This window comes from Mesorhizobium sp. M7D.F.Ca.US.005.01.1.1 (assembly GCF_003952545.1).
GTDB lineage: Bacteria > Pseudomonadota > Alphaproteobacteria > Rhizobiales > Rhizobiaceae > Mesorhizobium > Mesorhizobium loti.
Map to the genome: position 1 here is coordinate 4317815 of NZ_CP034453.1, position 21519 is coordinate 4339333.

Below are 21519 nucleotides of genomic sequence, written 5' to 3' on the forward strand. Positions count from 1 at the left end.
ACCTATTTTTCGAGACGCGCCAGCAGCGAAGACGTGTCCCAACGCTTGCCGCCCATCGCCTGCACATCCTTGTAGAACTGGTCGATAAGCGCCGTCACCGGCAATTTGGCGCCATTGCGGTCAGCTTCCGCCAGGCAGATGCCGAGGTCCTTGCGCATCCAGTCGACGGCGAAGCCGAAATCATATTTGCCGGCATTCATCGTCTTGTGGCGGTTCTCCATCTGCCAGGAACCGGCGGCGCCCTTGGAAATCACCTCGATCACCTTCTCGATGTCGAGCCCGGCCTTCTTGCCGAAATGGATGCCTTCGGCCAGGCCCTGGACAAGGCCGGCGATGGTGATCTGGTTGATCATCTTGGTGAGCTGACCAGCACCGGCCGACCCCATCAGGCCGACCATGCGGGCAAAGGCGTCGATGACGGGCCTGGCCCTGTCGAAAGCGTCCTGCTCGCCGCCGACCATGACGGTCAGCGCGCCATTCTCGGCGCCGGCCTGGCCGCCGGAGACAGGCGCGTCGAGAAACGAAAAACCGCCGGCTTGCGCCGCCGCCGCCAGCTCGCGTGCGACCTCGGCCGAGGCCGTGGTGTTGTCGATGAAGACCGAACCCTTCTTCATCGATTTGAAGGCGCCTTCCGGACCCGTCGTCACCGACCTCAAATCGTCGTCATTGCCGACACAGGAGAAGACAAAGTCCTTGCCCTCGGCGGCCTGCGCCGGCGTCACAGCCAGGCTGCCGCCATGCTGGCCAACCCATTGCTCGGCCTTGGCCTTGGTGCGGTTGTAGACGGTGACGTCGTGGCCACCCTTGTTCCTCAAGTGCCCGGCCATCGGATAGCCCATCACACCAAGACCGAGAAATGCAACAGATGCCATGAACTTGCCCTTCAGAATGGAAACGAAATTTGCTGCGAAAGCTCCGGAGCAATTCCAGGAAAAGTGTGAAGCGGTTTTCCCAGGAAAGCGCGTAACGCTTTCCCTAGAGGAATTGCGTCAAAACAAGAAGATAGAGCGGTCGGCGTTTCTATGAAACGACGAACCGTTCTAGGCTCTGCGCTCAATTCGTCAAGACGCGTATGGCCGGATCAACTGGTGCAGCCGAACTGAAAATAGTCAGCGTTTCAGGTGAATGGTGATCCGTCGCTCGATCCATTCAATGCCATGGCGCAATATCTCGACCATCACCAGATAGACGAGGGCGACCCAGATATAGGCCTGAATATCGAACGAGTTGGCGAAGGCGAGCTTTGCATTGCCCATCAGATCGTAGACCGTGATGATGGCGACGATGGCGGACGCCTTGACCATCAGGATCAGTTCGTTGCCATAGGGCCGCAAGGCGACGATCAAGGCCTGCGGCAGGATGATCTTACGCAACGTCTGCAATTTGTGTAGGCCAAGCGAGGCCGCCCCTTCCCATTGTCCTCTTGGCACGCTCTCTATGGCGCCGCGCAGGATCTCCGCCTGGTAGGCGGCGGTGTTGAGCGCAAAGGCAAAGACGCCGCAGTTGAACGCGTCCTTGAAAAAATCCCAGAGACCAACCGACTGGAGTTCGACGCGGAACGAGCCCAATCCGTAGTAGACCAGATAGGTCTGGACCAGCAGCGGCGTGCCGCGGAAGAAATAGACATAGCAATAGGCGAGGCCGGACAGGACCCGGTTGCTGGACATACGCCCATAAGCGACAGGCACCGACAGTATCGCACCCAGCACCATCGATATGGAAACCAGCGCGAGCGTTACCCCAAGCCCTCGCAAATAGGCTGGCGCATATTTGGCGAAGAAGTCGGCATTCCAGGCAAGGACCAGATAGCTGACGATGCCGATGCCGAACAAAATCCACAGGCAGACCAGCGCATAACCGACGATACGCCTGCGCGGCCAGCCGCGTGCCCGTGGCGGGGGCCGTTCGACCATTGTGGCCGTGGCGCTCATCGCTGGGCCTCCCGCCGGCCAAGCGAGCGCAGAATCGCGCTGGTGGCGAAGGACGACACGACGGCCAGGCCAAGAAAGACCAGGGAGGCGACGCCAAAGAACAGGAAAGCGTGCTTGGTGACGCGGGCGGCAATGCTGGCATTGCGCAGCGTTTCCGCGAGGCCGACGACCGACACGAGCGAGGTGTCCTTGAGCAAGCTCAGCCAGCAGTTCTCCAGGCCGGGAAAGGCGATGCGCAGCAGCTGCGGCACGATCACCTTGCGCATGGTCAGCCAGTTGGAAAGACCGATGGCATAGCCGCCCTCATACTGGCCTTTGGGAATGGCACGGAAGGCGGAGAGGAAAACCTCGCTGGCATAGGACGAGAAGATCAGCGCGAGCACGATCATCCCGGCGACGAAGCTGTTGACGTCGATGGTGGCATCCGGCCTGAAATACCGGATGAGATGCTGCAGCAGGATCGGCATGCCGAAGAAGAACAGGAAAAGCGTCACCAGCTCCGGCAGGCCGCGAAAGACCGTGGTGTAGATGTTGGCGGCAAGGCGCAGCGAGGGTTCTTCGGACTGCTTGGCGAGTGCAATGAAAAAGCCGATCGTCAATCCGATGGGCAGCGTGGCAAGCGCAAGCGCGACGGTGATCAGTGCGCCATAGGCGATATCGTCAAGCCAGCCATCGGGTCCCCAACTGAGAAGTGTCCATATGCTCTGGGCTGGCATTGACCGGTCTTATCTCCACGGCGTTCCCGAGACGAATAGAAAGACGGCGGGGAAATTCCCCGCCGTCTTGACCCCTGGTTTATCAGGACTCGGCGCCGAAGACGTCGAACTTGAAGTACTTGTCGTTGATTTCCTTGTATTTTCCATTGGCGCGGATGGCATCGATGGCCGAATTGAGCTTGTTGACCAGATCGGTCTCGCCCTTGCGTACGGCAATGCCGGCGCCCGGCCCGAAAATCTCGACCGGTTGCGGCGACGGCTGGCCGAGAATCTTGCAGCAAGCGCCATCAGGCGAATCCAGCCACTGTTGCAGCACGACGATATCGTCCTCGATGGCGTCGAGACGACCATTGGCAAGATCTGCCTGCTCCTCGGGGCTGCTCGGATAGCCCTTGACGGTGCTGTCGGTGTAGGTCTTCGAAGCATAGTTGAAATGCGTGGTCGTGGTGGCGACACCAATCGACTTGCCGGCGAGATCTTCCTTGGTCACGCCTTTCAGCGTACTGTCCTTGGGCACGGCGAGCGCCGACGGCGTGTTGTAGTATTTGTTCGAGAAGTCGACCTTCTCCTTGCGCTCGGGCGTAATCGACATCGAAGCGACGATGGCGTCGAACTTGCCGGCCTGGAGGGCTGGAATGATGCCGTCCCAATCCTGAGCGACGAAGGTGCACTTGACCTTCATCTCATCACAAAGCGCCTTGGCGATGTCGATGTCGAAGCCCACGAGCTGGCCGTCGGACGTCAAATTGTTGAATGGCGGGTAGGCGCCTTCGGTGCCGATCCGCAGGGTCTTTTCCTGGGCCTGGGCTACGCCGAGCGTCAGCAGCGCGGCCGATGCGGCAAGCGCGATACGCAGTGAAATACGCATGATGGTCCTCTCTTTATGGTCCCGGCCGTCGTTCCGAACGGCTCTGTGGGGCGGTGCTTTTGACCGCCCGCTGGCGCGATACTCCCACTCTTTCCAAGAAAAAAGCAACTGCAAAACCACAAAAATGGGCAAGGCTATTCTGCTGCTGCGTCAGCGCTCAAGCAACGAGCCCAGTGGCGCGCTCGATGAAGTCGGCTATCGACTTTGCATCGTCGAGATCGAACACCGGCAGGTGCTCGCCTTCAGCCGCAAAATCGGCGGCGACGGCGACGATGTTGGGATCCCCTGCCGAAAGCGGCGTGCGGTCCTTCGCTTCCAGCCGGCGGGTTTCGATCTTGCGGTGGGCTTCGCGCTTGTAGCCCTCAACCAGCACCAGGTCGCATGGCGCAAGCCGCGACAAGATAGTCTCCAAAGTCGGCTCATCCTCACCGCGCAGCTCATGCATCAGTGCCCAGCGAACGCCGGAGACGATCGCGACTTCGGTAGCGCCGGCTTGCCGATGGCGAAAACTGTCGGCGCCCGGCTTGTCGATGTCGAAGTCATGATGGGCATGTTTCACCGTCGACACTTTCCAGCCGCGCCGGACAAGCTCGGCGACCAGCTTTTCGGTCAATGTCGTCTTGCCGGAATTTTTCCAGCCGGTGATGCCGAAGATGCGTCTGTTCATGGCTTCATGCTCTGCAACAGACGCTCGGCAGAGACAAGATCATTAGGGTCGTTGATGTTGAAGAAGGGGTCGACCCCGGCCGATTGCAGAATCGGGAATTCCACCTCGACAAAACCGTGCCGGTCGATGAAAGCCGACACCCGCCTGTTGTCCTCGTCGACCAGAAAGTGCCGCAAGGCGTCTCGGCAGTCCGTCGGCCAGAGCGCGAAAGTCGGGTGCCGTTTGCCGGCCGAGCAAGCGACGGCAATTGAACCTGGACTTTGATCGGTGGCCGCAGCCAGCCGTTCGACGAGATCCAGCGGCAGGAAGGGCGTGTCGCCGGCAGCGGTGACGATCGCCGTGCAAGCCGTGTTGGCGGCGGCCCATTCGAGGCCGGTCAGGATTCCCGCAAGCGGCCCGGCAAAGCCGGTCACCATGTCGGCAAGCACCGGGAGGCCAAAGCGGGTGAACCGCGCCGGATCGCCATTGGCGCTGAGCGCCAGGGGGGCTGTCTGCGGGCCAAAGCGCGAGACGACCTGGTCAAGCACGCAGCCGCTGCCAAGCGGCAACAGGCTCTTGTCGCCACCGCCCATCCGTCTTGATTGGCCGCCGGCCAGAATGATCCCCGCAATGTCTCGCTTCATGCCATGGAGCCTGTACGCCAGCCGCCGGAAATCACAAGAACCTTCAAATGACCTGGCTAGATTCCGTCGGGCACCATGGTCGGCCCCGTGCTTTCGGCGACGATCTTTCGCCGGCCGACCACTCGCTCGCGGTAGAGCGCATAGAGGCCGGAGCCGATGATGATGGTGGCGCCGACGATCATCGGAAGATCGGGAATATCGGCGAAGATGAACAGGCCAAGCAGAATCGACCAGATCAGCGCCGTATAGCGGAACGGCGCGATGAAGGAGATGTCGCCCGCCCGCATCGCCATGATGATGAACTGATAGCCGATCAGCACCAGGACAGCAGCCAAGGCCAACAAGGCCGTGCTGTTGCCCGTCATCGGTGTCCAGCCTCCCATCGGCGACAACAGCGAAGCGCCGACAATTGTCATGGCAAGCGCGGTCGCGGTCGACACCAGCAATGTCGGAATGGCCTGGGGAATCCGCTTGGTGGCGAGATCGCGCACCGCGCAGCAGGCGACGCTGGCCAGCGCCGACAGCGAGTAGATGCTGAACCCTTCGAAGCCCGGCCGCACGATGATCAGCACGCCGGCAAATCCGATGGCGATGGCCAGCCAGCGTCGCCATCCGACAGCCTCGCCGAAGACAAGAGCTGCCCCCATCGTCACCGCCAGCGGCAGCGCCTGCAGCACCGCCGAAACATTGGCGATCGGCAAATGGGCGAGGGCGACGAGGAAACTCACTGTTGCGCCGGCTTCGCTGATCACGCGCAGGACCACCAGAGGCTGCAGCATCGAGGCTAGGCGGGCGAGCGCTCCGCGCTGCCAGGCGAGCAGGCCGACTAAAAGTGAAGCGAAGGCGCCACGGATCAACATGACCTGCGCCATGTTCATCGATTGCGACGAGTATTTGGTGATGGCGTCGTTGAGGCAGAAGCCGGCCATCGCCACCACCATGAACAACGCGCCGCGAAGATTTGGAGACAGGGGCAAGACGGCTACCGGTTCTGCTATGCAGCAAGCCTGTAACAGCAAGGCATGAATCAGCAACAGCAAAGGGCTGGGCCACAGCCTTGTTTGTGGCCCAGAAGATCGCCTGTATTGGCGGCAGAGCTTACTTTTTCGGCGTCAGCACCTCGGTGCCATTGCCTTCCTTGCCGGCGATCGTCCACAGACCGTGCAGCGAGCCGTCGTCCATCATCTTGTAGACGACGAGGCCGATATCCTTGCCCATGACATAGCCGGCGGAGAAGGCGTCATCGTTGCGCATGCAGATGCCGTCGGAAGATGAGCCGCCCGTCTCCCAGTGGATGGTGCAGGTCGTTCCGCTGGTCAGCGCGATGGTTGCCTCGCCGTCATAGGCAGAGCCGTCGAAGTTGGTGCCGGCGACGGTATAGGTGCCGCCGATCGACTGGGCCGCCGCGGGCAGGGCGGCGAGGCCAAGCAATGCAAGAGAAAGAACGAGTTTGCGCATGGTGTATTCCCCCTGTGAGCGAAGAGCCGCTTCCAGGGGAAGGCTAGGCTGGAACAAGCTGGCCGTAAATCCGGCTGCGGTTCGCGAACAAGACTTTTTCTGGGGTGTGGTCCGAAACCGTCATGGCCCCTTGAGACTGCCAGCGATGGCGCCGACCAGCGGGTCGTATTTCGGCTTCAGGGCCGGCGGGTAGTCGACCCACACCGTGCGGATGACACCATCTCTGCCAAACAGGCGCCGCTCGTAAAAGACCTTCCCATCCTTCAAGCCCGACAGCACTGCCCAGTCCTTTCCGGCCTTGCTGTAGGTGACCTTGTAGCCCGGCTCCTTGCTCGCCTTCTCCGCCGCGACAAAGCCTTTCGGCGTGTCGTCGTCGATGTTGAGGATGCCCGAGCAGATCAGGCTGGCGCCATCGGCACTCAGCCATTGCTGTCCGTCGCCATTGTCGGGCTCGGGCTGGCGCTCGGTGAAGACATCGTCGGGAAAGGTGCAGACGGTGCCGAAGCGCTCGTTCACATAGGTGAACGGCGCGGCAATTGCGGTGGTCGCCGCGATCGCAGCGAAAAACGTCCCGATTGAAAAGAGCCGCCGCATGTCTTGCCCCGAAGTCGATGACCGCACGGCAACTCTTGCACAGATCGGCGGGAAGGTCAGCCGCCGGTGACGCTCATGTGCCGCGACACCGATGGGCGGCTGGTGCGGCGGTCGATGATGAAGTCATGGCCTTTCGGCTTGCGGCCGATCGCTTCGTCTATTGCCGCGGCGACCAGTTCGTTGCCTTCGGAGGCCCGCAACGGCGCGCGCAGGTCAGCGGCATCTTCCTGGCCGAGGCACATATAGAGGGTGCCGGTGCAGGTCAGCCGGACGCGGTTGCAGCTCTCGCAGAAATTATGCGTCATCGGCGTGATGAAGCCGAGCCGTCCGCCGGTTTCGGCGACATGGACGTAGCGGGCCGGGCCGCCGGTCTTGAAGGGAATGTCGGTCAGCGTGAACTGTCGCTCCAGCGACGCGCGCAGCAGCGAAAGCGGCAGATACTGGTCGGTGCGGTCGGCGTCGATCTCACCCATCGGCATGGTTTCGATGACCGTCAGGTCCATGCCGCGGCCATGCGCCCAGCGCATCATCTCGGGCAGCTCGGCGTCGTTGAAATCCTTCAGCGCCACCGCGTTGAGCTTGACCTTCAACCCGGCCGCCTGCGCGGCATCGATGCCTTGCATGACCTTGTCGAGATGGCCCCAGCGGGTGATCTTGTGGAACTTGTCGGCATCGAGCGTATCGAGCGAGACATTGATGCGCTTGACGCCGCAATCGGCGAGTTCTGCGGCAAAGCGCGACAGCTGCGAGCCGTTGGTGGTCAGTGTCAGTTCTTCCAGCGCGCCGCTGTCGAGATGCCGCGACAGCTGGCGCACCAGATGCATGATGTTCTTGCGCACCAGTGGCTCACCGCCGGTGAGGCGCAATCTCCTGACGCCCTTTTCGATGAAGACCGTGCAGAGCCGGTCGAGTTCTTCCAGCGACAGCAGGTCCTTCTTCGGCAGGAAGGCCATGTCCTCGGCCATGCAATAGGTGCAACGGAAATCGCAGCGGTCGGTGACCGACACCCTGAGATAGCTGATCGTGCGACCGAAAGGGTCGATCATGTCCATGCTTCAAACGCTTTCCGTGGCCGTGAACGGCGTCGTTATATACCGCTATGTGATACGATGCGGCCGTTCATTCAAGATACCGCCTCTCGATCTTTGGTAACATCTCTGCGCCGACATCGCATGTCGGTCGGCCTGAAACAGGCTTTTCCCGTTTGGAGAAGCGGCGTAGGGAAAGTGGATGATACGGGATCGAACAGCATGACCGCACCGAAAGAACTCCGGGTCTCGAAGGACCGCAAACTGCTGTCGGTCACCTTTCCCGACCATCGGCCGTTCGAACTGCCGGCGGAATTGCTGCGTGTCGCCTCGCCATCGGCCGAAGTGCAGGGCCATTCGCCCGAACAGCGGGTGACGGTCCCCGGCAAGCGCAATGTGGCCATTCTCAAGATCGAGCCGGTTGGCAACTACGCCGTGCGCATCACCTTCGACGATTTCCACGACACCGGTATCTTCACCTGGAATTACCTGCACACGCTCGGCCACGAGAAGGATGCGCGCTGGGACGCCTATCTCGCCGAGCTTGCGGAAAAGGGCCTGAGCCGGGACCGCTAGCCTTGGGCGTGCTGGTGTCGTGAAGACGTCACACATCTGGAGTAGCGCCGGCAAAGGTTTGGAGATGAAAAAGATGTCCGTCATCACCACGGTCGAGCAACTTGAGGCGCTCTATGGCGTCCCAGGCGAGGCCTCGCTGGTCAAGGAACTCGACCACGTCATTCCAGAGTATGCCGCCTTCATCGAAGCCTCGCCTTTCGTCGCGCTGGCGACCGGCGGGCCGGAGGGGCTGGACTGTTCGCCGCGCGGCGATCTCGCCGGCTTCGTGCGCATTCACGATCCGAAAACGCTGATGATGCCGGACCGTCGCGGCAACAACCGCGCCGATTCGCTCAGAAACATCATCCGCGACCCGCGCGTCGGCCTGCTGTTCCTGGTGCCGGGCTCCGGCACGACGCTGCGCGTCAATGGTCGTGCTCATATCACCATGGATACAGCGCTGTGTGCTTCCTTCATGGTGGACGGCAAGGCCGCGCGCTCGGTGACCGTTGTCGATGTCGATTCGGTCTATTTCCAATGCGCCCGCGCCATTGTCCGCTCCGAGCTCTGGAATCCGGCAAGGCATGTCGACCCGAAGTCGCTGCCGACACCCGGACGGATCCTGGAAATCACCAGCCGCAAGACCATCGACGGCGAGACCTACGACAAGGAATGGCCGGAGCGGGCGAAGAAGACGATGTGGTAAGTCTGGGCTGAAAGGGGCGCTCAAGCCTCTTTCAGAACCTCATAGATCTTGCGCATCTGATCGCCGATCATGTCGCACTGTTCCGGTGTCGACTGGCTCATCGCCTTCTCGATCAGCGCCATATGCACTTTCAGCGCCTGCATCAGCAGCGCCTCGCCGGCTTCCGTCAGGGCGAGCCGCAAGATTCGCTTGTCCTTTTCATCGCCTTCGCGGCGCAGCAGGCCGCGCGCTTCCAGCTGCGGCAGCAGCATGGTGATGTTGGAACGGCCGACGAGCAGCTTGCGTGCAAGGTCGTGCTGCGACATGCCGGGATGGCGGTAGAGGTTCATCAGCACGTCGAGCTGCGCCGGCTTCAGGTCGAGCGGCGCGAGCTTCACCGCCAGCGTGCGTTCCAGCACATGGCAGGCGCGCGCCACCGCGACCCAGTTGCGAAAACGCGGGTTGTCCCAAGGTAGCTCTTGTTTATTGTTCATCTTTGAACTATTATGTTCATGCTTGAACGTATGGATGGATTCTCACTATGGCATCATTCGGGCTGAAGGTCATCCGGGGCGTGTTTGGTGCGGCCGAGCGTGTCGCGCCACGCCTGACCGGGCGAGCGGCGTTCGAATTGTTCTGCCGCACGCCGAGCGTCAAGGCGCTCAGCGATGGCGAGCGCCGCGCCATCGATCGCGCTGCCGAGTTTATGACTGAGGCGCGTCATCACCGGCTGAAGACCGCGACCGGCTGCGTCATGGTGCACGAGTTCCGACCGGAGCCGGGCAGGGCAGTCGCCGGCACGGTGCTTGTCGTCCATGGCTGGCGCTCACGCACCGAATATATGCGCGCGTTGATCGAAGGCTATCGTGCCGCCGGCTACAGGGTCGTTTCGCTTGACTTGCCTGGCCACGGCCAGTCGCAGGGCCGGCGGTTGAACATGGTCAATGCGGTGGATGCGGTGCGGGTTGCCGGCGAATGGTTCGGCCCGTTCGTGGCGGCGGTCGGCCATTCCTTCGGCGGCGCAGTCGCCGCCAATGCCATCGCCGGTTCGGTCAAGAACATTCCGCCACTGGCGGCCGGACGACTGGTGCTGATTGCGGCGCCAAGTTCCCTGCCGGCGATTTTTGCCGACTTCAGCCGGATGCTCAATGTCGGGCCGCGTTCACAGGTCGCCATGGCTGACCGTGTCGAACATCTTTCCGGCAGGCCTCTGCACGAATTCACCGGCGACCGCCAACTCGCCCAGGCGCCGGTGCCGACCCTGGTCATCCACGCACCGGACGACCGCGAAGTCTCGGCCGATCATGCAAGGCGCTATGCCGGCGCAGGCGCCCATGTGCGGCTCTACTGGGCCGATGGGCTCGGCCACCGCCGTATCCTTGCGGACAAGGGTGTGATCGAACGCGCGGTCGGCTTCGTGACGCATCGCGAGCCGTCGCTGCTGCATTGAGCGTCGATCGAGTTTACTTCTTCTTTTCACCGGGTTCGACCGGCAGTCCGGCGGCTTTCCAGGCGGTGTAGCCGCCAAGGATGTGCTTGACCGGCGAAAGCCCCATGTCCTGCGCCGTCTTGGTGGCCAGCGCCGAGCGCCAGCCGCCTGCACAGAAGAAGACGAAGCTCTTTCCCGAAGCGAAGAATGGCTTGTGGTAAGGGCTTTCGGGATCGATCCAGAATTCCAGCATGCCTCGGGTGACATGTTTGGCGCCGGGAATCCTGCCGTCGCGTTCCACCTCGCGAGGGTCGCGCAGATCGACGAAAATGGTGTCTTCATCGTCGAGCAGTCCGGCTGCTTCCTCCGGCGAAACCACTTCAATCTCGGCGTTCGCCTCGTCCAGCAGTTCGCGATAACCCTTTTTCACGCTCTCGTCCCTCCCGGCCTTGCCGGCGAATTTCGAGCATACTGGCGGGCGTTTGTCACGCTGCGTCGGTGCCGGCCAACATCTTCCAGGCAGCCATGGCCCCAGCCACCGTCGCCAGCAGGGCGGCGTACGATGCCCCGTCGCGTGCCTGGATCGACATGCCGTGCTGAACCGTGGCGAAGAAGGTCGCGACGGCGCTGGCGTCGAAATCCGCCGGCAGTTCGCCTTCGGCAACGCCGCGCTCGAGACGCTTCTGCAGCGCGCTATGGTTTTCGGCGCGGCGGCGGCGCAGATCATCGCAGATGGCGCCGCGGCTCGAGTCCTGATGCAGCGCGCCAAGCGCGACCAGGCAGCCCTGCGGGCGATCGGTCTGCGCATAGGCTTTCGCCGTCAGGCACAGAAATTGTTCGATCGCCAGCCGCGCGGTCGGTGCTTCCTCCAGCGCCAGCCAGATGTCGGCGCCCTCGGTGCGCGAATAAAGCTCCGTCGCCTCGAGGAACAGCGCCTCCTTGCTGCCGAAGGCGGCATAGAGGCTGGGCGAGTTGATGCCCATGGCGGCGGTCAGCTCGCTCATCGATGCGCCTTCGTAGCCACGCGCCCAAAAGACCTCCATCGCGCAGCGCAATGCCGAGGTTCGATCGAAGGTGCGGGGACGGCCTCGTTCCGACATGGTGCTCTTTTCTGTGTTGATCGATACATAATTCAGTTGACGCCGACGGGCAAGGCTGACAGATATTTATGTATCGATCATTACAAAAAGGAGAAATCGATGTCATCCAATCAACTGGGCGGCAAGGCCGCGCTCGTCACCGGCGGCAGTCGCGGCATCGGTGCGGCAATAGCGCGACGTCTCGCGGCCGATGGTGCCAGTGTCGCGCTGACTTATGTACATGGCGAGGAGCAGGCCCGTGCTGTTGTCGCCGACATCGAGGCCAAGGGCGGCCGCGCCATAGCGCTCAAGGCCGACAACCGCGATGCCGTGGCCATAGACAAGGCCGTCGACGACGCCGTGACCGCATTCGGGCGGCTCGACATCCTGGTCAACAGCGCCGGCATCTGGCGTACCGCGCCGATCGATACGCTGTCGCTGGCCGATTTCGATGAAACGATGGAGGTCAATCTCAGAGCCCCGTTCATCGCCTCGAAGGCGGCAGCCGCGCATATGGGTGAGGGCGGCAGGATCATCTCGATCGGCAGCAATCTCGCCGAACGGGTCACCGACACCAGTCTTGGCGCCTATTCGACCAGCAAGGCGGCGCTGGTCGGCCTGACCAAGGCGCTGGCGCGCGACCTTGGCCCGCGCGGCATCACTGCCAATGTCGTTCATCCCGGTTCGACCGACACCGACATGAACCCGGCCGATGGCCCGCATGCCGAACACCAGCGCCAGAAGATGGCGACACCGCGCTTCGGCAAGGCCGAGGACATCGCCGGCATGGTCGCCTGGCTGGCAGGCCCGGAGGGCCGTTTCGTGACCGGCGCCGCGCTGACCATCGATGGCGGCGCCAACGCCTGATCCGCAAGGGATTTCACGGCTGGAGCGGAAACACCTTCTGCTCCAGCCGTCACGATGTTGTGAAACCGTTCTGCAACAGGCGTTCCAAAATTTATGAAAGCTTAACGAAATCGGTATGAATCAGTATAGTCGCGCCTTACATCCGCCATGCGGTGAGCGGGACGATCGAGCGTGCGGAACGGGAACCGGTTGCGACCGGAGCGGGTGATCCATGAAATTCCTCGGAAACAAAGCAACCGTGATGCCGCTGATGGCGATCACGGCAACGCTCGCTTTCGGTGTGCCTCAGGCAGGCGCGCAGGGGCTCTTCGACATGCTTTTCGGCGGCGGCGTCAAGCGCGCGCCGCAAGGCGAGTTTCCGCCCCCGCCACCGAAGCACAAGCCAAAAGCCCCGGCCGGCGCCGGCGGCGGCGTGAAAATCAGCAGCCCGTCCTACTACACCTACAAGGCCGATCGGCTGGTCCGCATCGACTTCTCGGCGCTGACTGCAGCGCCGCAGCCGGCGACCCCGCAGGACGCTGCCTTCGTTCCGCCAGCCACGGGTGCTGCGTTTCGTGATGCGGTTGCCAGCTTGGGTGACTACGAACTCTACGCCGAGCCTGATATCGCCAAGGCGCTGATCGCCTATTACTCGGCCAATCCGGATTTCATCTGGGTAACCGGAACCAGCCTCAACAGCCGTGCGCAGGATGCGGTGCGCGTCCTTGGCGAGGCTGCAAGCTATGGCCTCACACCCGCCGACTACACGGTCGAAGTGCCTGCCGCCGGCACATCGACGGCTGACGCCAATGCGCAACTGAAAGAGCTCGTCCGCTTCGAGATGGCGCTTTCGGCGCGCGTGCTGCGCTATGCCCATGACGCCCAGAACGGCCGCGTCGAGCCCAACCGCATGACCGGCTACTATGATTTCCCGGCCAAGCCGCTCGACTTGCAAGGCGTACTGAAGACGCTGGCGCATACCCAGGAAGTGCGCACCTATCTCGAATCGCGGCATCCGCAGAATGCGGAATACCAGGCGCTGCGCGTCGAACTGGAATCCCTGCAGGCCAGTGCGGAAAACGAAATCGTCGTCGACCCCAAACTGCTGCTGAAGCCGGGCGAAACCAGCCCCGAACTGCCGAAGCTGCTGACACTGATCGCGCGTAATCTCGATGACGAGACGGGCGGCGCCTATGGCGAGATCCTGTCCAGGCTGGCCACCAGCGAAGTCTATGACCCGGAACTGGTTCCGATCATCAAGGCCGTGCAGCAAAAGGCAGGCATGAAGGGCGACGGCGTCATCGGGCCGCGCACCGTCGCGACGCTGGCCGGAACATCCAAGGCCGACAAGCTGCTGAAGGTGGAAGTGGCGCTGGAAGAACTGCGCTGGCTGCCCTCCGATCTCGGCAGCCCGCGTGTCTTCATCAACCAGCCGGCCTTCACCGCGAGTTACATCGACAATGGCGAGGAGAAGCTGAAGACGCGTGTGGTCGTCGGCCGGACCACCAACCAGACCGCCTTCTTCTACGACCAGATCAAGCAGGTCGATTTCCATCCCTATTGGGGTGTGCCGCAGTCGATCATCGTCAACGAGATGCTGCCCAGATTGCGCAACGATCCCGGCTATCTCGACCGGGCCGGCTACGAGGTGACCGATTCGCGCGGCAAGCGTATTCCTTCGTCGGCGGTCAACTGGGGCGCCTATGGCGCCAACATCCCCTACAGCGTGCGCCAGCAGCCGAGCGAGGCCAATGCGCTGGGCGAGCTGAAGATCCTGTTCCCCAACAAGCACGCGATCTACATGCATGACACGCCGCAGAAATCGTTCTTCAAGCAAGACATGCGTGCGCTTAGCCATGGCTGCGTGCGGCTGCAGGACCCGCGCGGTATGGCGGCCGCGGTGCTCGGCACCTCGGTGGACGACATCGCCGAGAAGTTGAAGCACGGCCACTCGACCGAGAATGTGACACGCACGATCCCTGTCTATGTCGCCTATTTCACCGCCTGGCCTGACCTGTCCGGCAAGGTCGAGTATTTCGGCGACGTCTACGACCGCGACACACGGCTGAAGCAGGCCCTGGACGCCACCGAGGCGGTGCGTTCGCCGTCGAGTTGAGGCAAGAAGCCCCTCGGCCTCTATCGCTCGGACAGCGGTCGCCGGAAGCCGGCGTCCCGCCCAGCGATCAGCCAATAGAGCAACCCGGCGACAAGGCCGGCAGCGGCAATGATGCCGATGTCGGCCCAGCGTTCCGGGTCCATGTCCTCCGGCGCACTCGGCCAGATCAGGGCGAAACCGCCGACCGCGGCGGCGGCGCCGAAGACCATGTGCAGCAGGAAGTTGCGCAACGAGAAGAACTCGGCAATCAGCGCGAAGATCAGCGTCTGCAGCGCGGTCACCACAATCGTCAGGAAATAGACGAACATGCCGAGCGGCGGCACCACCAGGACCGCGATCGGCGAAACGCCCATGACGTCGAAATAATCGGGCGCGTTGGGCAAGGAACTGAGCGCGGCATAGATGACCGCGATGGCGATCAGGCCAACCAGCACCGACACAAAGTAGCCGGCTAACATCATCAACACGCGCTTCAGTATGTGCTTCGCCGTCGCCATGCCCATCCCCAATGCGGCACCTAGCAAGACAGTCAGCCATCAAAGCAAGACTGACGCAAGGGGAGGGGTAAAGTGGTGCCGGCCCCGCCAGCCTTTCGAACGCGGAAGCACGGTTTAGGTGTGTTGAGATTCAGGTCAGGCCGAGTCGAGAGCGGCGGGTTTCGAGAACCGGTGCGGAGCGTACTTAAAGTACGTGAGCACAGTTCTACCGCGACGCGGTAGAACGGGGAAGCGCAGAAAACTGCTGTTCGCAGGCCGGCCTCGCCTGAATCTCAACCCACCTTAGGCGCCGCCGCACATGTGCTGCGAGTCCGGCAAGGCCCAGCTGCCTTTTGCGACGATGCCCAGGGAATAATAGACCCGGCCGCGTTCATCGTCTTTCGGGCAATCCCTCGGAATCGAGATCAGGCACATCTCGACCGGTTCGCCGACCTTCGAGGCGGCCAGGCCAGGCTCGCGATCATAGGAGACAGCGGTGCCGCCATTGGTGAATGTCGCGGCGCTGCCCGCCTCGGGACCGGCCGTTTCCAGCGGATCGTCGCCAAGTCGTGTGGTGAGCGTCTCGATATGGGTGGACGCGCATTGCCCGATCCCTAGGGGCAGGGGCTGGTCGGTCCCTGCCGGGTTGCGTGCCGCGGTTTCCAGCGCCTTCTTGCCGATCAGCGCAATATTGTAATCCTGCACCCATGACTGCGCATTGCCGTAGGTTTGCAGCGCGTTGTTCAGCGCGCTGACGATGCAGGCCGTGTCGCCACCGCAGGCATTGCGGTCGGCGATCAGCCCGCGGGCGATCATGCGCTTGTCGCCGCCGAACGCCGGCTCGAAATCCTTGAACGCCTTTGAGATCAGCAGATCGATGGCCGACAGCTGCGGGTCGGCACAGATCGCCTTTTCCGCCGATAGACGTGCCTTGCCGCAGTCGAAGGACGGCCCGTCGGCCAGCGCCGGAGCGGCACCAAGGATGCCGCCGGCCAGGAAGGTAACGAGCACAAGCAAAGAAAAGATTCGAACGGAAGATCGCATGCATGCCCCCAAGCCGGCAGAATTGCCTCAAGGCGCCGCCAGCGCCTGACCTGGATATCATACGCCAAGGATGGGCAATTTGGGGCGAAAGCAGTGGTCTGCCCGCGACCCTTATTTTGGCTCGGCTGTCACGGGATCGTAGGTGATTTCGACCTTCGCCTTGTCCGACGTGTAGTAGGTGACGGTGTAGGCGCCACTATCCCAGTCGACCTCTTTCACATAGCGAAAGCCGTCGCGTTGTTCGACCTTGGCGATTATCTCCGACAATTTCTTGGCATTGGGCAGCGGCAGCGGAGCGTCGTCCGCGGCCAAAGCCGGCCCGACGGCAAGAAGAACGGCGACGCTGGTCGCCAGCAGAAATCTGGACATGGCTTTCCCTCAATTTTCCTCGGACAGAAACTCGCTGGCGTGCCGGTTTGTTCCGCAGCTGGAATGCAGGGCCATTCAGCGCGCTGATTTGCAGTTAACCGGAAGAAAAAAGCCATGCGCCAAAAAACCACGGATGCGCCACTTCACTATTCGTGGCCATAGGATGTTGGCGCTTGCTGCCTGTTCGAAAGGCCACCGCCCGCTTAACTTACGCGGCGCGTCGTTGAGCGGGGTGGAGACCTGAACGGGTTCGACGAGGGTCGACGGCGGTCACGATGCCGTGGTGGTGATCGCAATAGACGCGATCCGGCGAAGTTGGCCCAGCACAAAAACGATAACCGCCGGGTACTGACCGGTCTTCGCTCACCGGGAAGCGGCACTGGTAGACGCCTAGCTGAATGAGGGGGACGTCTTTCGAAATTGGTCTGATATTTTCGGGCATGGTTTTTCAGGTTCCTGGTTCATAGCCATTGCCGGCTGACAGTCGCAGTGCAACCGCGTCAGGGCGAGCGTCTCTCGTTTTGGAGGGCTGTGGATCACCATATGGTGTTGGTCGCCGCGTCAATGAAGCCCGAGGCCCTGCTTTCGGAAGCCAATCGTTGCGACTTAAGGCCACACTTGCCGCCAGGAGGGCGAGTTGCGGGAGCGAATACATATTTTGTCAGCAGACAGTGTGGTCGCGTCCCAGAGCATCTCTTCGAACCGTTGCGCCGGTGCTATGGTGTGCCTGCATGATCAGACAGCAGGGATATGAGGCATGCCCAAAATCACCCGCCGTACACTTCTTGCGTTCACCGCCGTGGCCTCGGTCATCGAACCGACGTTTGCTGAAGGGGAAGGTGCCTCACCCGAATTGCGGGCGCTGATCGGAGCCCATGAAGCCACCTATGTCGAGCTTCACAGGGTTGTTCATCAAGCGGGCAGCAGCAGCCACGAACGCAAGCGGGCAGACCGGATTGAACAGGAAGCATTGCTGGCCATCTGCTCCTATCCTGCTATCAGCCGAGGCGACCGCCGGGCCAAGGCCGACTACCTGTTGACCACTGAGGCTCGGGGTGAACTCGACCTGGAAGAGCACATGCAGGCCATCCTGCACTCGATGAAGTGCTGACCGTGGCTCGACCGGCCCATCGGCACAACCAGACATCGCCGACTTTACCTTTATTCCACAGCTGGAATGCAGGGCCACTTCGGCCCACAGACGTACCGCGGTCCGGAAGAAGGCCGAGCACCAAAAAACCACGATGCGCCGCTTCACTATCCGTGGCCATAGTGGGCCGGCGGGTTCATTGGGGGTTTAAATGCGCACACGTCACATCGTCATGCTTGCACTGTCAGTGCTTTCCATCCCGGCCGTTTCCGTGCCCGTGCAGAAAGCCCGAGCGCTGGAGCCGGAACGCTACACGGTCTATTGCGCCAACGACCGCATCGAGGTTTCGTTCTGGGATCTCGAGCAGATGAAGGTCCGAAACGGCTCGGACGTTTGCCAGTTCCAGAGCTACACGAGCTAAAGCAGCGCCTTGAACTTCGCTCAGAAGAATTTTGGCGGGGAAGGGGCGGATTGTAGTTGCTGAGGCGTTCGTCAAGCCTATGGAAGCGCGGCGCAGAGCCGCCCGTTTCTTCCAGGCGATGCATCATCGGGAACCGATGTCGCATTTGACGGTTACGTCTTCCAGAGACAACCGCACCGGTCACTTCTGGCCGCTTCGCACTTGTCGAAGACAGATCGGCCAATTCGATGAACAGGCGGCATTATCTGGTTGGCGGAGGCGCCCTCGTGGTCGCCGGTGCCGGAGTTGCCTTTTTAGGGCTCCGAAACATGGGTTCGATGGAGGACTACAACGCCTCGGTGGCCGCGACCCGCTCGGCATTGACGCAAGCGCCTGGGATGAGCGACCTGATCCGCTACGCTACGCTGGCGGCGAACAGCCACAACACCCAGCCGTGGCGGTTCAGGATCAGCGACGCCGGGATCGAAATCCTGCCCGACTTGACGCGACAGATCGCTATCGTTGACCCCGACAATCACCATCTTTTCGCCAGCCTTGGCTGCGCGGCTGAGAATTTGGCCATTGCCTGCGGCGCCCGAAGCAGGCCGGGCGAACTCAGTTTCGGGCCGGAGAATGACGGTGGCGTGATGTACACGTTCGGGGGTGGGGCACCTGCCGAGCCCGCTCTGTTCGATGCGATCCCAAAGCGGCAATCAACGCGCGGCGACTACGACGGCAAAGCCGTCAGCAACCGCGACTTGCAGACACTTTCCGCCGCTGCGGCCGTGCCGGGCGTCGATCTCGTTCTGACCACGGATCGGGCACGGATCGAGCGCGTGCGCGACCTGGTCCTCGCGGGCAACACCGCGCAGATCGCCGACGCCGCCTTCGTGCGGGAGCTGAAGGCTTGGCTGCGCTTCAGCCCCCGGCAGGCGATCTTGACCGGTGACGGCCTCTTCAGTGCATCAAGCGGCAATCCCGCCCTTCCGGCCTGGCTTGGTCCGATTATGTTCGATCTCGTTTTCAAAGCCAAAGCCGAGAACGAAAAATACGCAAGACAACTCGCCTCTTCGGCAGGTATCGCCGTCTTCGTCGCGCGGAAGGAAGACCGTGAGCATTGGGTCCTGGCGGGCCGCGCCTGCCAGCGTTTCGCGTTGCAAGCCACCGCGCTCGGCCTCAAGCATGCTTTCATCAACCAGCCCGTCGAAGTCGCCAGCCTGCGGCCGGACCTGGCGGCACTTGTCGGTCTGCCCGGTCGGCGACCTGATCTCGTCATGCGCTTCGGCTATGGAGCCGCGCTCCCCTTTTCGGCACGCCGGCCCGCGGAAAGTGTGATCCTATCTTGAACGCTCCTGCGCAGGGCTCATCCTCCTCGGCGGCGCGGCTCGTGACCATCAAGGTCATTCACACCATCGTCTGGGTCTTTTTCGTCGCGTGCATCCTCGCAATCTGGGTGTTCGCCTTGCGGGACGACTATGTCCATGCCGCCCTATCGATCGGTGTCGTCCTGGTAGAGGTGCTCGTGCTGGTCCTGAACGGATGGCAATGCCCGCTCACATCCGTTGCCGCGCGCTACACCGACGAGCGGCGCGACAACTTCGATATCTACCTTCCAGAATGGCTTGCACGTCACAACAAGCTGATCTTCGGTACCCTCTATGTGGCTGGGATAGCGGCCACCCTCGCGAGGTGGAGCAATGCGTCAAGATAGGAAGGCCGCTTAATGGCTGAGGATGCTGTTCTAATCGGGAAGCGGTTGCCGGCCGCTGTCCATGACCTTGCGCTGCGGCTCGGTGTCAGACCCGGCACGAGCCGAACGACGGTCAAGCTCAAGCAAACAGGACGGATGAAACAGAAGCTTGAAGCCACGTCCTGGATGTCATTTACCGCAACGCAGACGATCTCGACTTCCGAATGTGCCTTCGATTGGCGGGCGCGGTTTGGTCCCTTTGGTATGATCTCGGCGCGCGATGCCTTGAAAGGCGGCCAGGGGCAGCTTGATATCATGGCGCTTGGCGTCATTCCGCTCGCCCGCGCCGAGCACTCGTCGGCGCTTATGCGCGGCGAGCTGATGCGATACCTCGCCGAACTTGCCTGGGCGCCCGACGCTATTTTGCTCAACAGCGCGCTGCGCTGGCGGGAAGACGGTCCCGACAGGCTCGCCGTGAGCGCCGGTATGGGAGAAACAGCGGTCGAAGTCACGCTCAGCCTCGACGGCGACGGGAGGATTGCTGGTGCCTTCGCGCCCGACAGGCCGCGTTCGGCCACGGCACCAATCCTGCCAACGCCATGGCGCGGCCGTTTCTCCGACTATCGCCGTCACGGCAATATGTGGCTTCCGTTTGCCGGGGAGGTCGCCTGGGAAATCGACGGCAAGGAGATCGTCTATTGGCAAGGCCGGATCGACCGTTGGGAGGCGTTCGACGATAGCGCCTGATCTTGCACCACAAGCCCAACCCGCCGACGGTCTTTTCTGATCACGCGCCAGTCAGCTTTTTTCAGGGATTTCCATGAAAGCCAAATCATCCAACCAATCTTGTTGGCTAGATGGTGGGCGATGCAGGGATTGAACCTGCGACCCCACCCGTGTGAAGGGTGTGCTCTCCCGCTGAGCTAATCGCCCGCTCGTTGCCCGAAGGCCAAGCGAGCCGCGATATAAGGGAGGCAGGTGCGGTAAGTCAAGGCGGTGTCCGGCGTTCTGACAAGGATCGGATTTGCTGTCCTTTCGGCCCTGTCTCCGACCGACGCCGGCCGCTTTCCGGTCAGTTTCCCGCAGCAGCGATCAGCTTCTGCGCCAGGTCGAGCGTCAGCGCGTCGAAATGCGAGATCACCGCCGAGGGCTCGAACTCCCGCACATGGCGGTCGGTGTAGCCGAAATCGACCGCCACCACCGGAATGCCGGCGGCTTTGGCGGTGTCGATGTCGGTTTGCGAATCGCCGACCATCAGCGCGCGATGCGGGTCGCCGCCGGCCAGCTTGATGGTCTCGATCAGATGGCGCGGGTCGGGTTTGCGGAAGGCGAACGTGTCCTGTCCGGCAATCGCGGCGAAATGTTTGGTCAGGCCGAGCGCCTCGATCAGCGCCAGCGAGTTGGCTTCGTATTTGTTGGTGCAGATGGCCAGGAGATAGCCGGCCTTCTCGAAGCGCGCGATCGCCTCGACGACACCGGGGTAGGGGCGTGACTTGCCGGGGATGTTGATTGTGTAGTGGTCGAGGAAGAGTTTCAGCAGCCGGTCGTGCTCCGCGACATCGAGCGATCGCTGCTGGGCCGCGTGCGCCCGCTCGATCATCACCCGGCCGCCGTGACCGACAAAGCGCCTGAAGCCGGCCTCGTCGACCGCCGCGAGCGCGCTGGCGGCAAGGCTGTGGTTCAAGCTGTCGAGCAGGTCCGGCGCTGTGTCGATCAGCGTACCGTCGAGGTCGAACACGATGATCGGGCGGGTCATGGTCAGTCCTGCGCAGATTTGTACAAGGGGGAGGCGATAAAGGCTGCGACGCGTCATGGCAAGCTGACTGGCGGCAAGCCGGCTTGGCAAAGCTCGCTC

General features: G+C 62.1%; 27 protein-coding genes and 1 tRNA gene. 10 read left to right on the top strand and 18 right to left on the bottom strand.

The genetic code is table 11. From position 1 onward, the window contains the following. Positions 1 to 2: 2 nt before the first annotated feature. The 10 genes from EJ076_RS20670 to moaA form a co-directional block, all read right to left on the bottom strand. The gene (locus EJ076_RS20670) at positions 3 to 872 is read right to left on the bottom strand and encodes an NAD(P)-dependent oxidoreductase (protein ID WP_126069106.1); all 870 of its coding nucleotides are present in this window, start codon (positions 870 to 872) and stop codon (positions 3 to 5) included. Positions 873 to 1109: 237 nt separating this feature from the next. Continuing rightward, positions 1110 to 1931 carry an ABC transporter permease gene (locus EJ076_RS20675; protein WP_109671230.1) on the bottom strand — a complete coding sequence of 274 codons (822 nt, stop codon included), beginning with the start codon at positions 1929 to 1931 and terminating at the stop codon, positions 1110 to 1112. Continuing rightward, a complete protein-coding gene (locus tag EJ076_RS20680; RefSeq protein ID WP_109671231.1) occupies positions 1928 to 2647 on the bottom strand; it encodes an ABC transporter permease in 720 nt (239 codons plus the stop codon). The genes EJ076_RS20675 and EJ076_RS20680 overlap by 4 nt, the downstream gene beginning before the upstream one ends. Before the next feature lie 82 nt (positions 2648 to 2729). After that, positions 2730 to 3515 (bottom strand): ABC transporter substrate-binding protein, encoded by a 786-nt coding sequence (locus EJ076_RS20685; RefSeq protein WP_109671232.1) that lies wholly within the window; start codon positions 3513 to 3515, stop codon positions 2730 to 2732. Positions 3516 to 3672: 157 nt separating this feature from the next. Next, positions 3673 to 4182 (bottom strand): molybdopterin-guanine dinucleotide biosynthesis protein B, encoded by a 510-nt coding sequence (gene mobB / locus EJ076_RS20690; RefSeq protein ID WP_109671233.1) that lies wholly within the window; start codon positions 4180 to 4182, stop codon positions 3673 to 3675. Then, the gene (mobA, locus tag EJ076_RS20695) at positions 4179 to 4805 is read right to left on the bottom strand and encodes a molybdenum cofactor guanylyltransferase MobA (RefSeq protein WP_126069107.1); all 627 of its coding nucleotides are present in this window, start codon (positions 4803 to 4805) and stop codon (positions 4179 to 4181) included. The genes mobB and mobA overlap by 4 nt, the downstream gene beginning before the upstream one ends. A 56-nt stretch (positions 4806 to 4861) precedes the next feature. Beyond that, a complete protein-coding gene (locus EJ076_RS20700; RefSeq protein ID WP_126069108.1) occupies positions 4862 to 5782 on the bottom strand; it encodes a DMT family transporter in 921 nt (306 codons plus the stop codon). A gap of 121 nt (positions 5783 to 5903) precedes the next feature. Next, positions 5904 to 6263, bottom strand: coding sequence for a hypothetical protein (locus EJ076_RS20705; RefSeq protein WP_126069109.1), 360 nt, complete (start codon positions 6261 to 6263; stop codon positions 5904 to 5906). A gap of 120 nt (positions 6264 to 6383) precedes the next feature. Beyond that, the gene (locus EJ076_RS20710) at positions 6384 to 6857 is read right to left on the bottom strand and encodes a hypothetical protein (RefSeq protein WP_126069110.1); all 474 of its coding nucleotides are present in this window, start codon (positions 6855 to 6857) and stop codon (positions 6384 to 6386) included. 56 nt (positions 6858 to 6913) lie between these two features. Next, positions 6914 to 7909 (bottom strand): GTP 3',8-cyclase MoaA, encoded by a 996-nt coding sequence (moaA, locus tag EJ076_RS20715; RefSeq protein ID WP_126069111.1) that lies wholly within the window; start codon positions 7907 to 7909, stop codon positions 6914 to 6916. Between the two features lie 198 nt (positions 7910 to 8107). On the opposite strand from moaA, the gene EJ076_RS20720 reads away from it, so the two are divergent. Further along, a complete protein-coding gene (locus tag EJ076_RS20720; protein WP_109671237.1) occupies positions 8108 to 8461 on the top strand; it encodes a DUF971 domain-containing protein in 354 nt (117 codons plus the stop codon). A gap of 73 nt (positions 8462 to 8534) precedes the next feature. Further along, complete coding sequence (locus EJ076_RS20725) at positions 8535 to 9146, top strand: pyridoxamine 5'-phosphate oxidase family protein (protein ID WP_109671238.1); 612 nt, start codon at positions 8535 to 8537, stop codon at positions 9144 to 9146. 20 nt (positions 9147 to 9166) lie between these two features. On the opposite strand, the gene EJ076_RS20730 is transcribed toward EJ076_RS20725, so the two are convergent. Beyond that, on the bottom strand, positions 9167 to 9619 hold the full coding sequence (locus EJ076_RS20730) for a MarR family transcriptional regulator (protein ID WP_109671239.1): 453 nt from the start codon (positions 9617 to 9619) through the stop codon (positions 9167 to 9169). A 47-nt stretch (positions 9620 to 9666) separates the two neighbouring features. Between EJ076_RS20730 and EJ076_RS20735 the strand changes: the two genes are divergently transcribed. Then, positions 9667 to 10575, top strand: a complete 909-nt coding sequence (locus EJ076_RS20735; protein ID WP_126069112.1) for an alpha/beta fold hydrolase — start codon at positions 9667 to 9669, stop codon at positions 10573 to 10575. 13 nt (positions 10576 to 10588) lie between these two features. On the opposite strand, the gene EJ076_RS20740 is transcribed toward EJ076_RS20735, so the two are convergent. Beyond that, the gene (locus EJ076_RS20740) at positions 10589 to 10984 is read right to left on the bottom strand and encodes a rhodanese-like domain-containing protein (RefSeq protein WP_056587731.1); all 396 of its coding nucleotides are present in this window, start codon (positions 10982 to 10984) and stop codon (positions 10589 to 10591) included. 55 nt (positions 10985 to 11039) lie between these two features. Continuing rightward, positions 11040 to 11654 (bottom strand): TetR/AcrR family transcriptional regulator, encoded by a 615-nt coding sequence (locus tag EJ076_RS20745; protein ID WP_126069113.1) that lies wholly within the window; start codon positions 11652 to 11654, stop codon positions 11040 to 11042. Between the two features lie 99 nt (positions 11655 to 11753). On the opposite strand from EJ076_RS20745, the gene EJ076_RS20750 reads away from it, so the two are divergent. Next, positions 11754 to 12500, top strand: coding sequence for a 3-oxoacyl-ACP reductase family protein (locus tag EJ076_RS20750; RefSeq protein ID WP_126069114.1), 747 nt, complete (start codon positions 11754 to 11756; stop codon positions 12498 to 12500). Positions 12501 to 12711: 211 nt separating this feature from the next. After that, the gene (locus EJ076_RS20755; RefSeq protein WP_126069115.1) at positions 12712 to 14595 is read left to right on the top strand and encodes a murein L,D-transpeptidase; all 1884 of its coding nucleotides are present in this window, start codon (positions 12712 to 12714) and stop codon (positions 14593 to 14595) included. A gap of 20 nt (positions 14596 to 14615) precedes the next feature. Here EJ076_RS20755 and EJ076_RS20760 read toward each other — a convergent pair whose 3' ends face one another. From EJ076_RS20760 to EJ076_RS20770, 3 genes are all read right to left on the bottom strand, one after another. Continuing rightward, a complete protein-coding gene (locus EJ076_RS20760) occupies positions 14616 to 15098 on the bottom strand; it encodes a hypothetical protein (RefSeq protein ID WP_164548692.1) in 483 nt (160 codons plus the stop codon). A 276-nt stretch (positions 15099 to 15374) separates the two neighbouring features. Beyond that, positions 15375 to 16082, bottom strand: a complete 708-nt coding sequence (locus EJ076_RS20765) for a lysozyme inhibitor LprI family protein (protein ID WP_245463102.1) — start codon at positions 16080 to 16082, stop codon at positions 15375 to 15377. Between the two features lie 144 nt (positions 16083 to 16226). Then, positions 16227 to 16484 carry a PepSY domain-containing protein gene (locus EJ076_RS20770; protein WP_126069118.1) on the bottom strand — a complete coding sequence of 86 codons (258 nt, stop codon included), beginning with the start codon at positions 16482 to 16484 and terminating at the stop codon, positions 16227 to 16229. A gap of 757 nt (positions 16485 to 17241) precedes the next feature. Here EJ076_RS20770 and EJ076_RS20780 point away from each other — a divergent pair. The 5 genes from EJ076_RS20780 to EJ076_RS20800 all read left to right on the top strand — a co-directional run bounded on the left by EJ076_RS20780 (position 17242) and on the right by EJ076_RS20800 (position 20411). Continuing rightward, entirely contained in the window at positions 17242 to 17595 is a 354-nt protein-coding gene (locus EJ076_RS20780) for a hypothetical protein (RefSeq protein WP_126069120.1), read from the top strand. Between the two features lie 190 nt (positions 17596 to 17785). Beyond that, positions 17786 to 17995: a hypothetical protein gene (locus EJ076_RS20785; RefSeq protein ID WP_109671247.1), complete on the top strand. Its 210-nt coding sequence runs from the start codon at positions 17786 to 17788 to the stop codon at positions 17993 to 17995. Between the two features lie 266 nt (positions 17996 to 18261). After that, positions 18262 to 19320, top strand: coding sequence for a nitroreductase family protein (locus tag EJ076_RS20790; RefSeq protein ID WP_348629894.1), 1059 nt, complete (start codon positions 18262 to 18264; stop codon positions 19318 to 19320). After that, a complete protein-coding gene (locus EJ076_RS20795; RefSeq protein WP_109671249.1) occupies positions 19317 to 19685 on the top strand; it encodes a hypothetical protein in 369 nt (122 codons plus the stop codon). Before EJ076_RS20790 ends, EJ076_RS20795 begins: the two co-directional genes overlap by 4 nt. A 12-nt stretch (positions 19686 to 19697) precedes the next feature. Continuing rightward, a complete protein-coding gene (locus EJ076_RS20800; RefSeq protein ID WP_109671250.1) occupies positions 19698 to 20411 on the top strand; it encodes a DUF6544 family protein in 714 nt (237 codons plus the stop codon). A gap of 111 nt (positions 20412 to 20522) precedes the next feature. Here the strand turns inward: EJ076_RS20800 and EJ076_RS20805 are convergent. Together EJ076_RS20805 and EJ076_RS20810 are read right to left on the bottom strand one after the other, a co-directional pair. After that, a tRNA-Val gene (locus EJ076_RS20805) sits at positions 20523 to 20597 on the bottom strand. Between the two features lie 139 nt (positions 20598 to 20736). Beyond that, positions 20737 to 21420 carry a phosphoglycolate phosphatase gene (locus EJ076_RS20810; protein WP_126069123.1) on the bottom strand — a complete coding sequence of 228 codons (684 nt, stop codon included), beginning with the start codon at positions 21418 to 21420 and terminating at the stop codon, positions 20737 to 20739. Between the last annotated feature and the right edge of the window lie 99 nt (positions 21421 to 21519).

Bases quoted from the DNA above. Each gene is read 5' to 3' on its own strand.
- EJ076_RS20800 (WP_109671250.1), top strand. From the start codon at position 19,698: ATGGCTGAGGATGCTGTTCTAATCGGGAAGCGGTTGCCGGCCGCTGTC.
- moaA (WP_126069111.1), bottom strand. From the start codon at position 7,909: ATGGACATGATCGACCCTTTCGGTCGCACGATCAGCTATCTCAGGGTG.
- EJ076_RS20770 (WP_126069118.1), bottom strand. From the start codon at position 16,484: ATGTCCAGATTTCTGCTGGCGACCAGCGTCGCCGTTCTTCTTGCCGTC.
- EJ076_RS20705 (WP_126069109.1), bottom strand. From the start codon at position 6,263: ATGCGCAAACTCGTTCTTTCTCTTGCATTGCTTGGCCTCGCCGCCCTG.
- EJ076_RS20780 (WP_126069120.1), top strand. From the start codon at position 17,242: ATGCCCAAAATCACCCGCCGTACACTTCTTGCGTTCACCGCCGTGGCC.
- EJ076_RS20730 (WP_109671239.1), bottom strand. From the start codon at position 9,619: ATGAACAATAAACAAGAGCTACCTTGGGACAACCCGCGTTTTCGCAAC.
- mobA (WP_126069107.1), bottom strand. From the start codon at position 4,805: ATGAAGCGAGACATTGCGGGGATCATTCTGGCCGGCGGCCAATCAAGA.
- mobB (WP_109671233.1), bottom strand. From the start codon at position 4,182: ATGAACAGACGCATCTTCGGCATCACCGGCTGGAAAAATTCCGGCAAG.
- EJ076_RS20810 (WP_126069123.1), bottom strand. From the start codon at position 21,420: ATGACCCGCCCGATCATCGTGTTCGACCTCGACGGTACGCTGATCGAC.
- EJ076_RS20735 (WP_126069112.1), top strand. From the start codon at position 9,667: ATGGCATCATTCGGGCTGAAGGTCATCCGGGGCGTGTTTGGTGCGGCC.
- EJ076_RS20725 (WP_109671238.1), top strand. From the start codon at position 8,535: ATGTCCGTCATCACCACGGTCGAGCAACTTGAGGCGCTCTATGGCGTC.
- EJ076_RS20755 (WP_126069115.1), top strand. From the start codon at position 12,712: ATGAAATTCCTCGGAAACAAAGCAACCGTGATGCCGCTGATGGCGATC.
- EJ076_RS20785 (WP_109671247.1), top strand. From the start codon at position 17,786: ATGCGCACACGTCACATCGTCATGCTTGCACTGTCAGTGCTTTCCATC.
- EJ076_RS20720 (WP_109671237.1), top strand. From the start codon at position 8,108: ATGACCGCACCGAAAGAACTCCGGGTCTCGAAGGACCGCAAACTGCTG.
- EJ076_RS20710 (WP_126069110.1), bottom strand. From the start codon at position 6,857: ATGCGGCGGCTCTTTTCAATCGGGACGTTTTTCGCTGCGATCGCGGCG.
- EJ076_RS20675 (WP_109671230.1), bottom strand. From the start codon at position 1,931: ATGAGCGCCACGGCCACAATGGTCGAACGGCCCCCGCCACGGGCACGC.
- EJ076_RS20670 (WP_126069106.1), bottom strand. From the start codon at position 872: ATGGCATCTGTTGCATTTCTCGGTCTTGGTGTGATGGGCTATCCGATG.
- EJ076_RS20685 (WP_109671232.1), bottom strand. From the start codon at position 3,515: ATGCGTATTTCACTGCGTATCGCGCTTGCCGCATCGGCCGCGCTGCTG.
- EJ076_RS20680 (WP_109671231.1), bottom strand. From the start codon at position 2,647: ATGCCAGCCCAGAGCATATGGACACTTCTCAGTTGGGGACCCGATGGC.
- EJ076_RS20760 (WP_164548692.1), bottom strand. From the start codon at position 15,098: ATGGGCATGGCGACGGCGAAGCACATACTGAAGCGCGTGTTGATGATG.
- EJ076_RS20750 (WP_126069114.1), top strand. From the start codon at position 11,754: ATGTCATCCAATCAACTGGGCGGCAAGGCCGCGCTCGTCACCGGCGGC.
- EJ076_RS20745 (WP_126069113.1), bottom strand. From the start codon at position 11,654: ATGTCGGAACGAGGCCGTCCCCGCACCTTCGATCGAACCTCGGCATTG.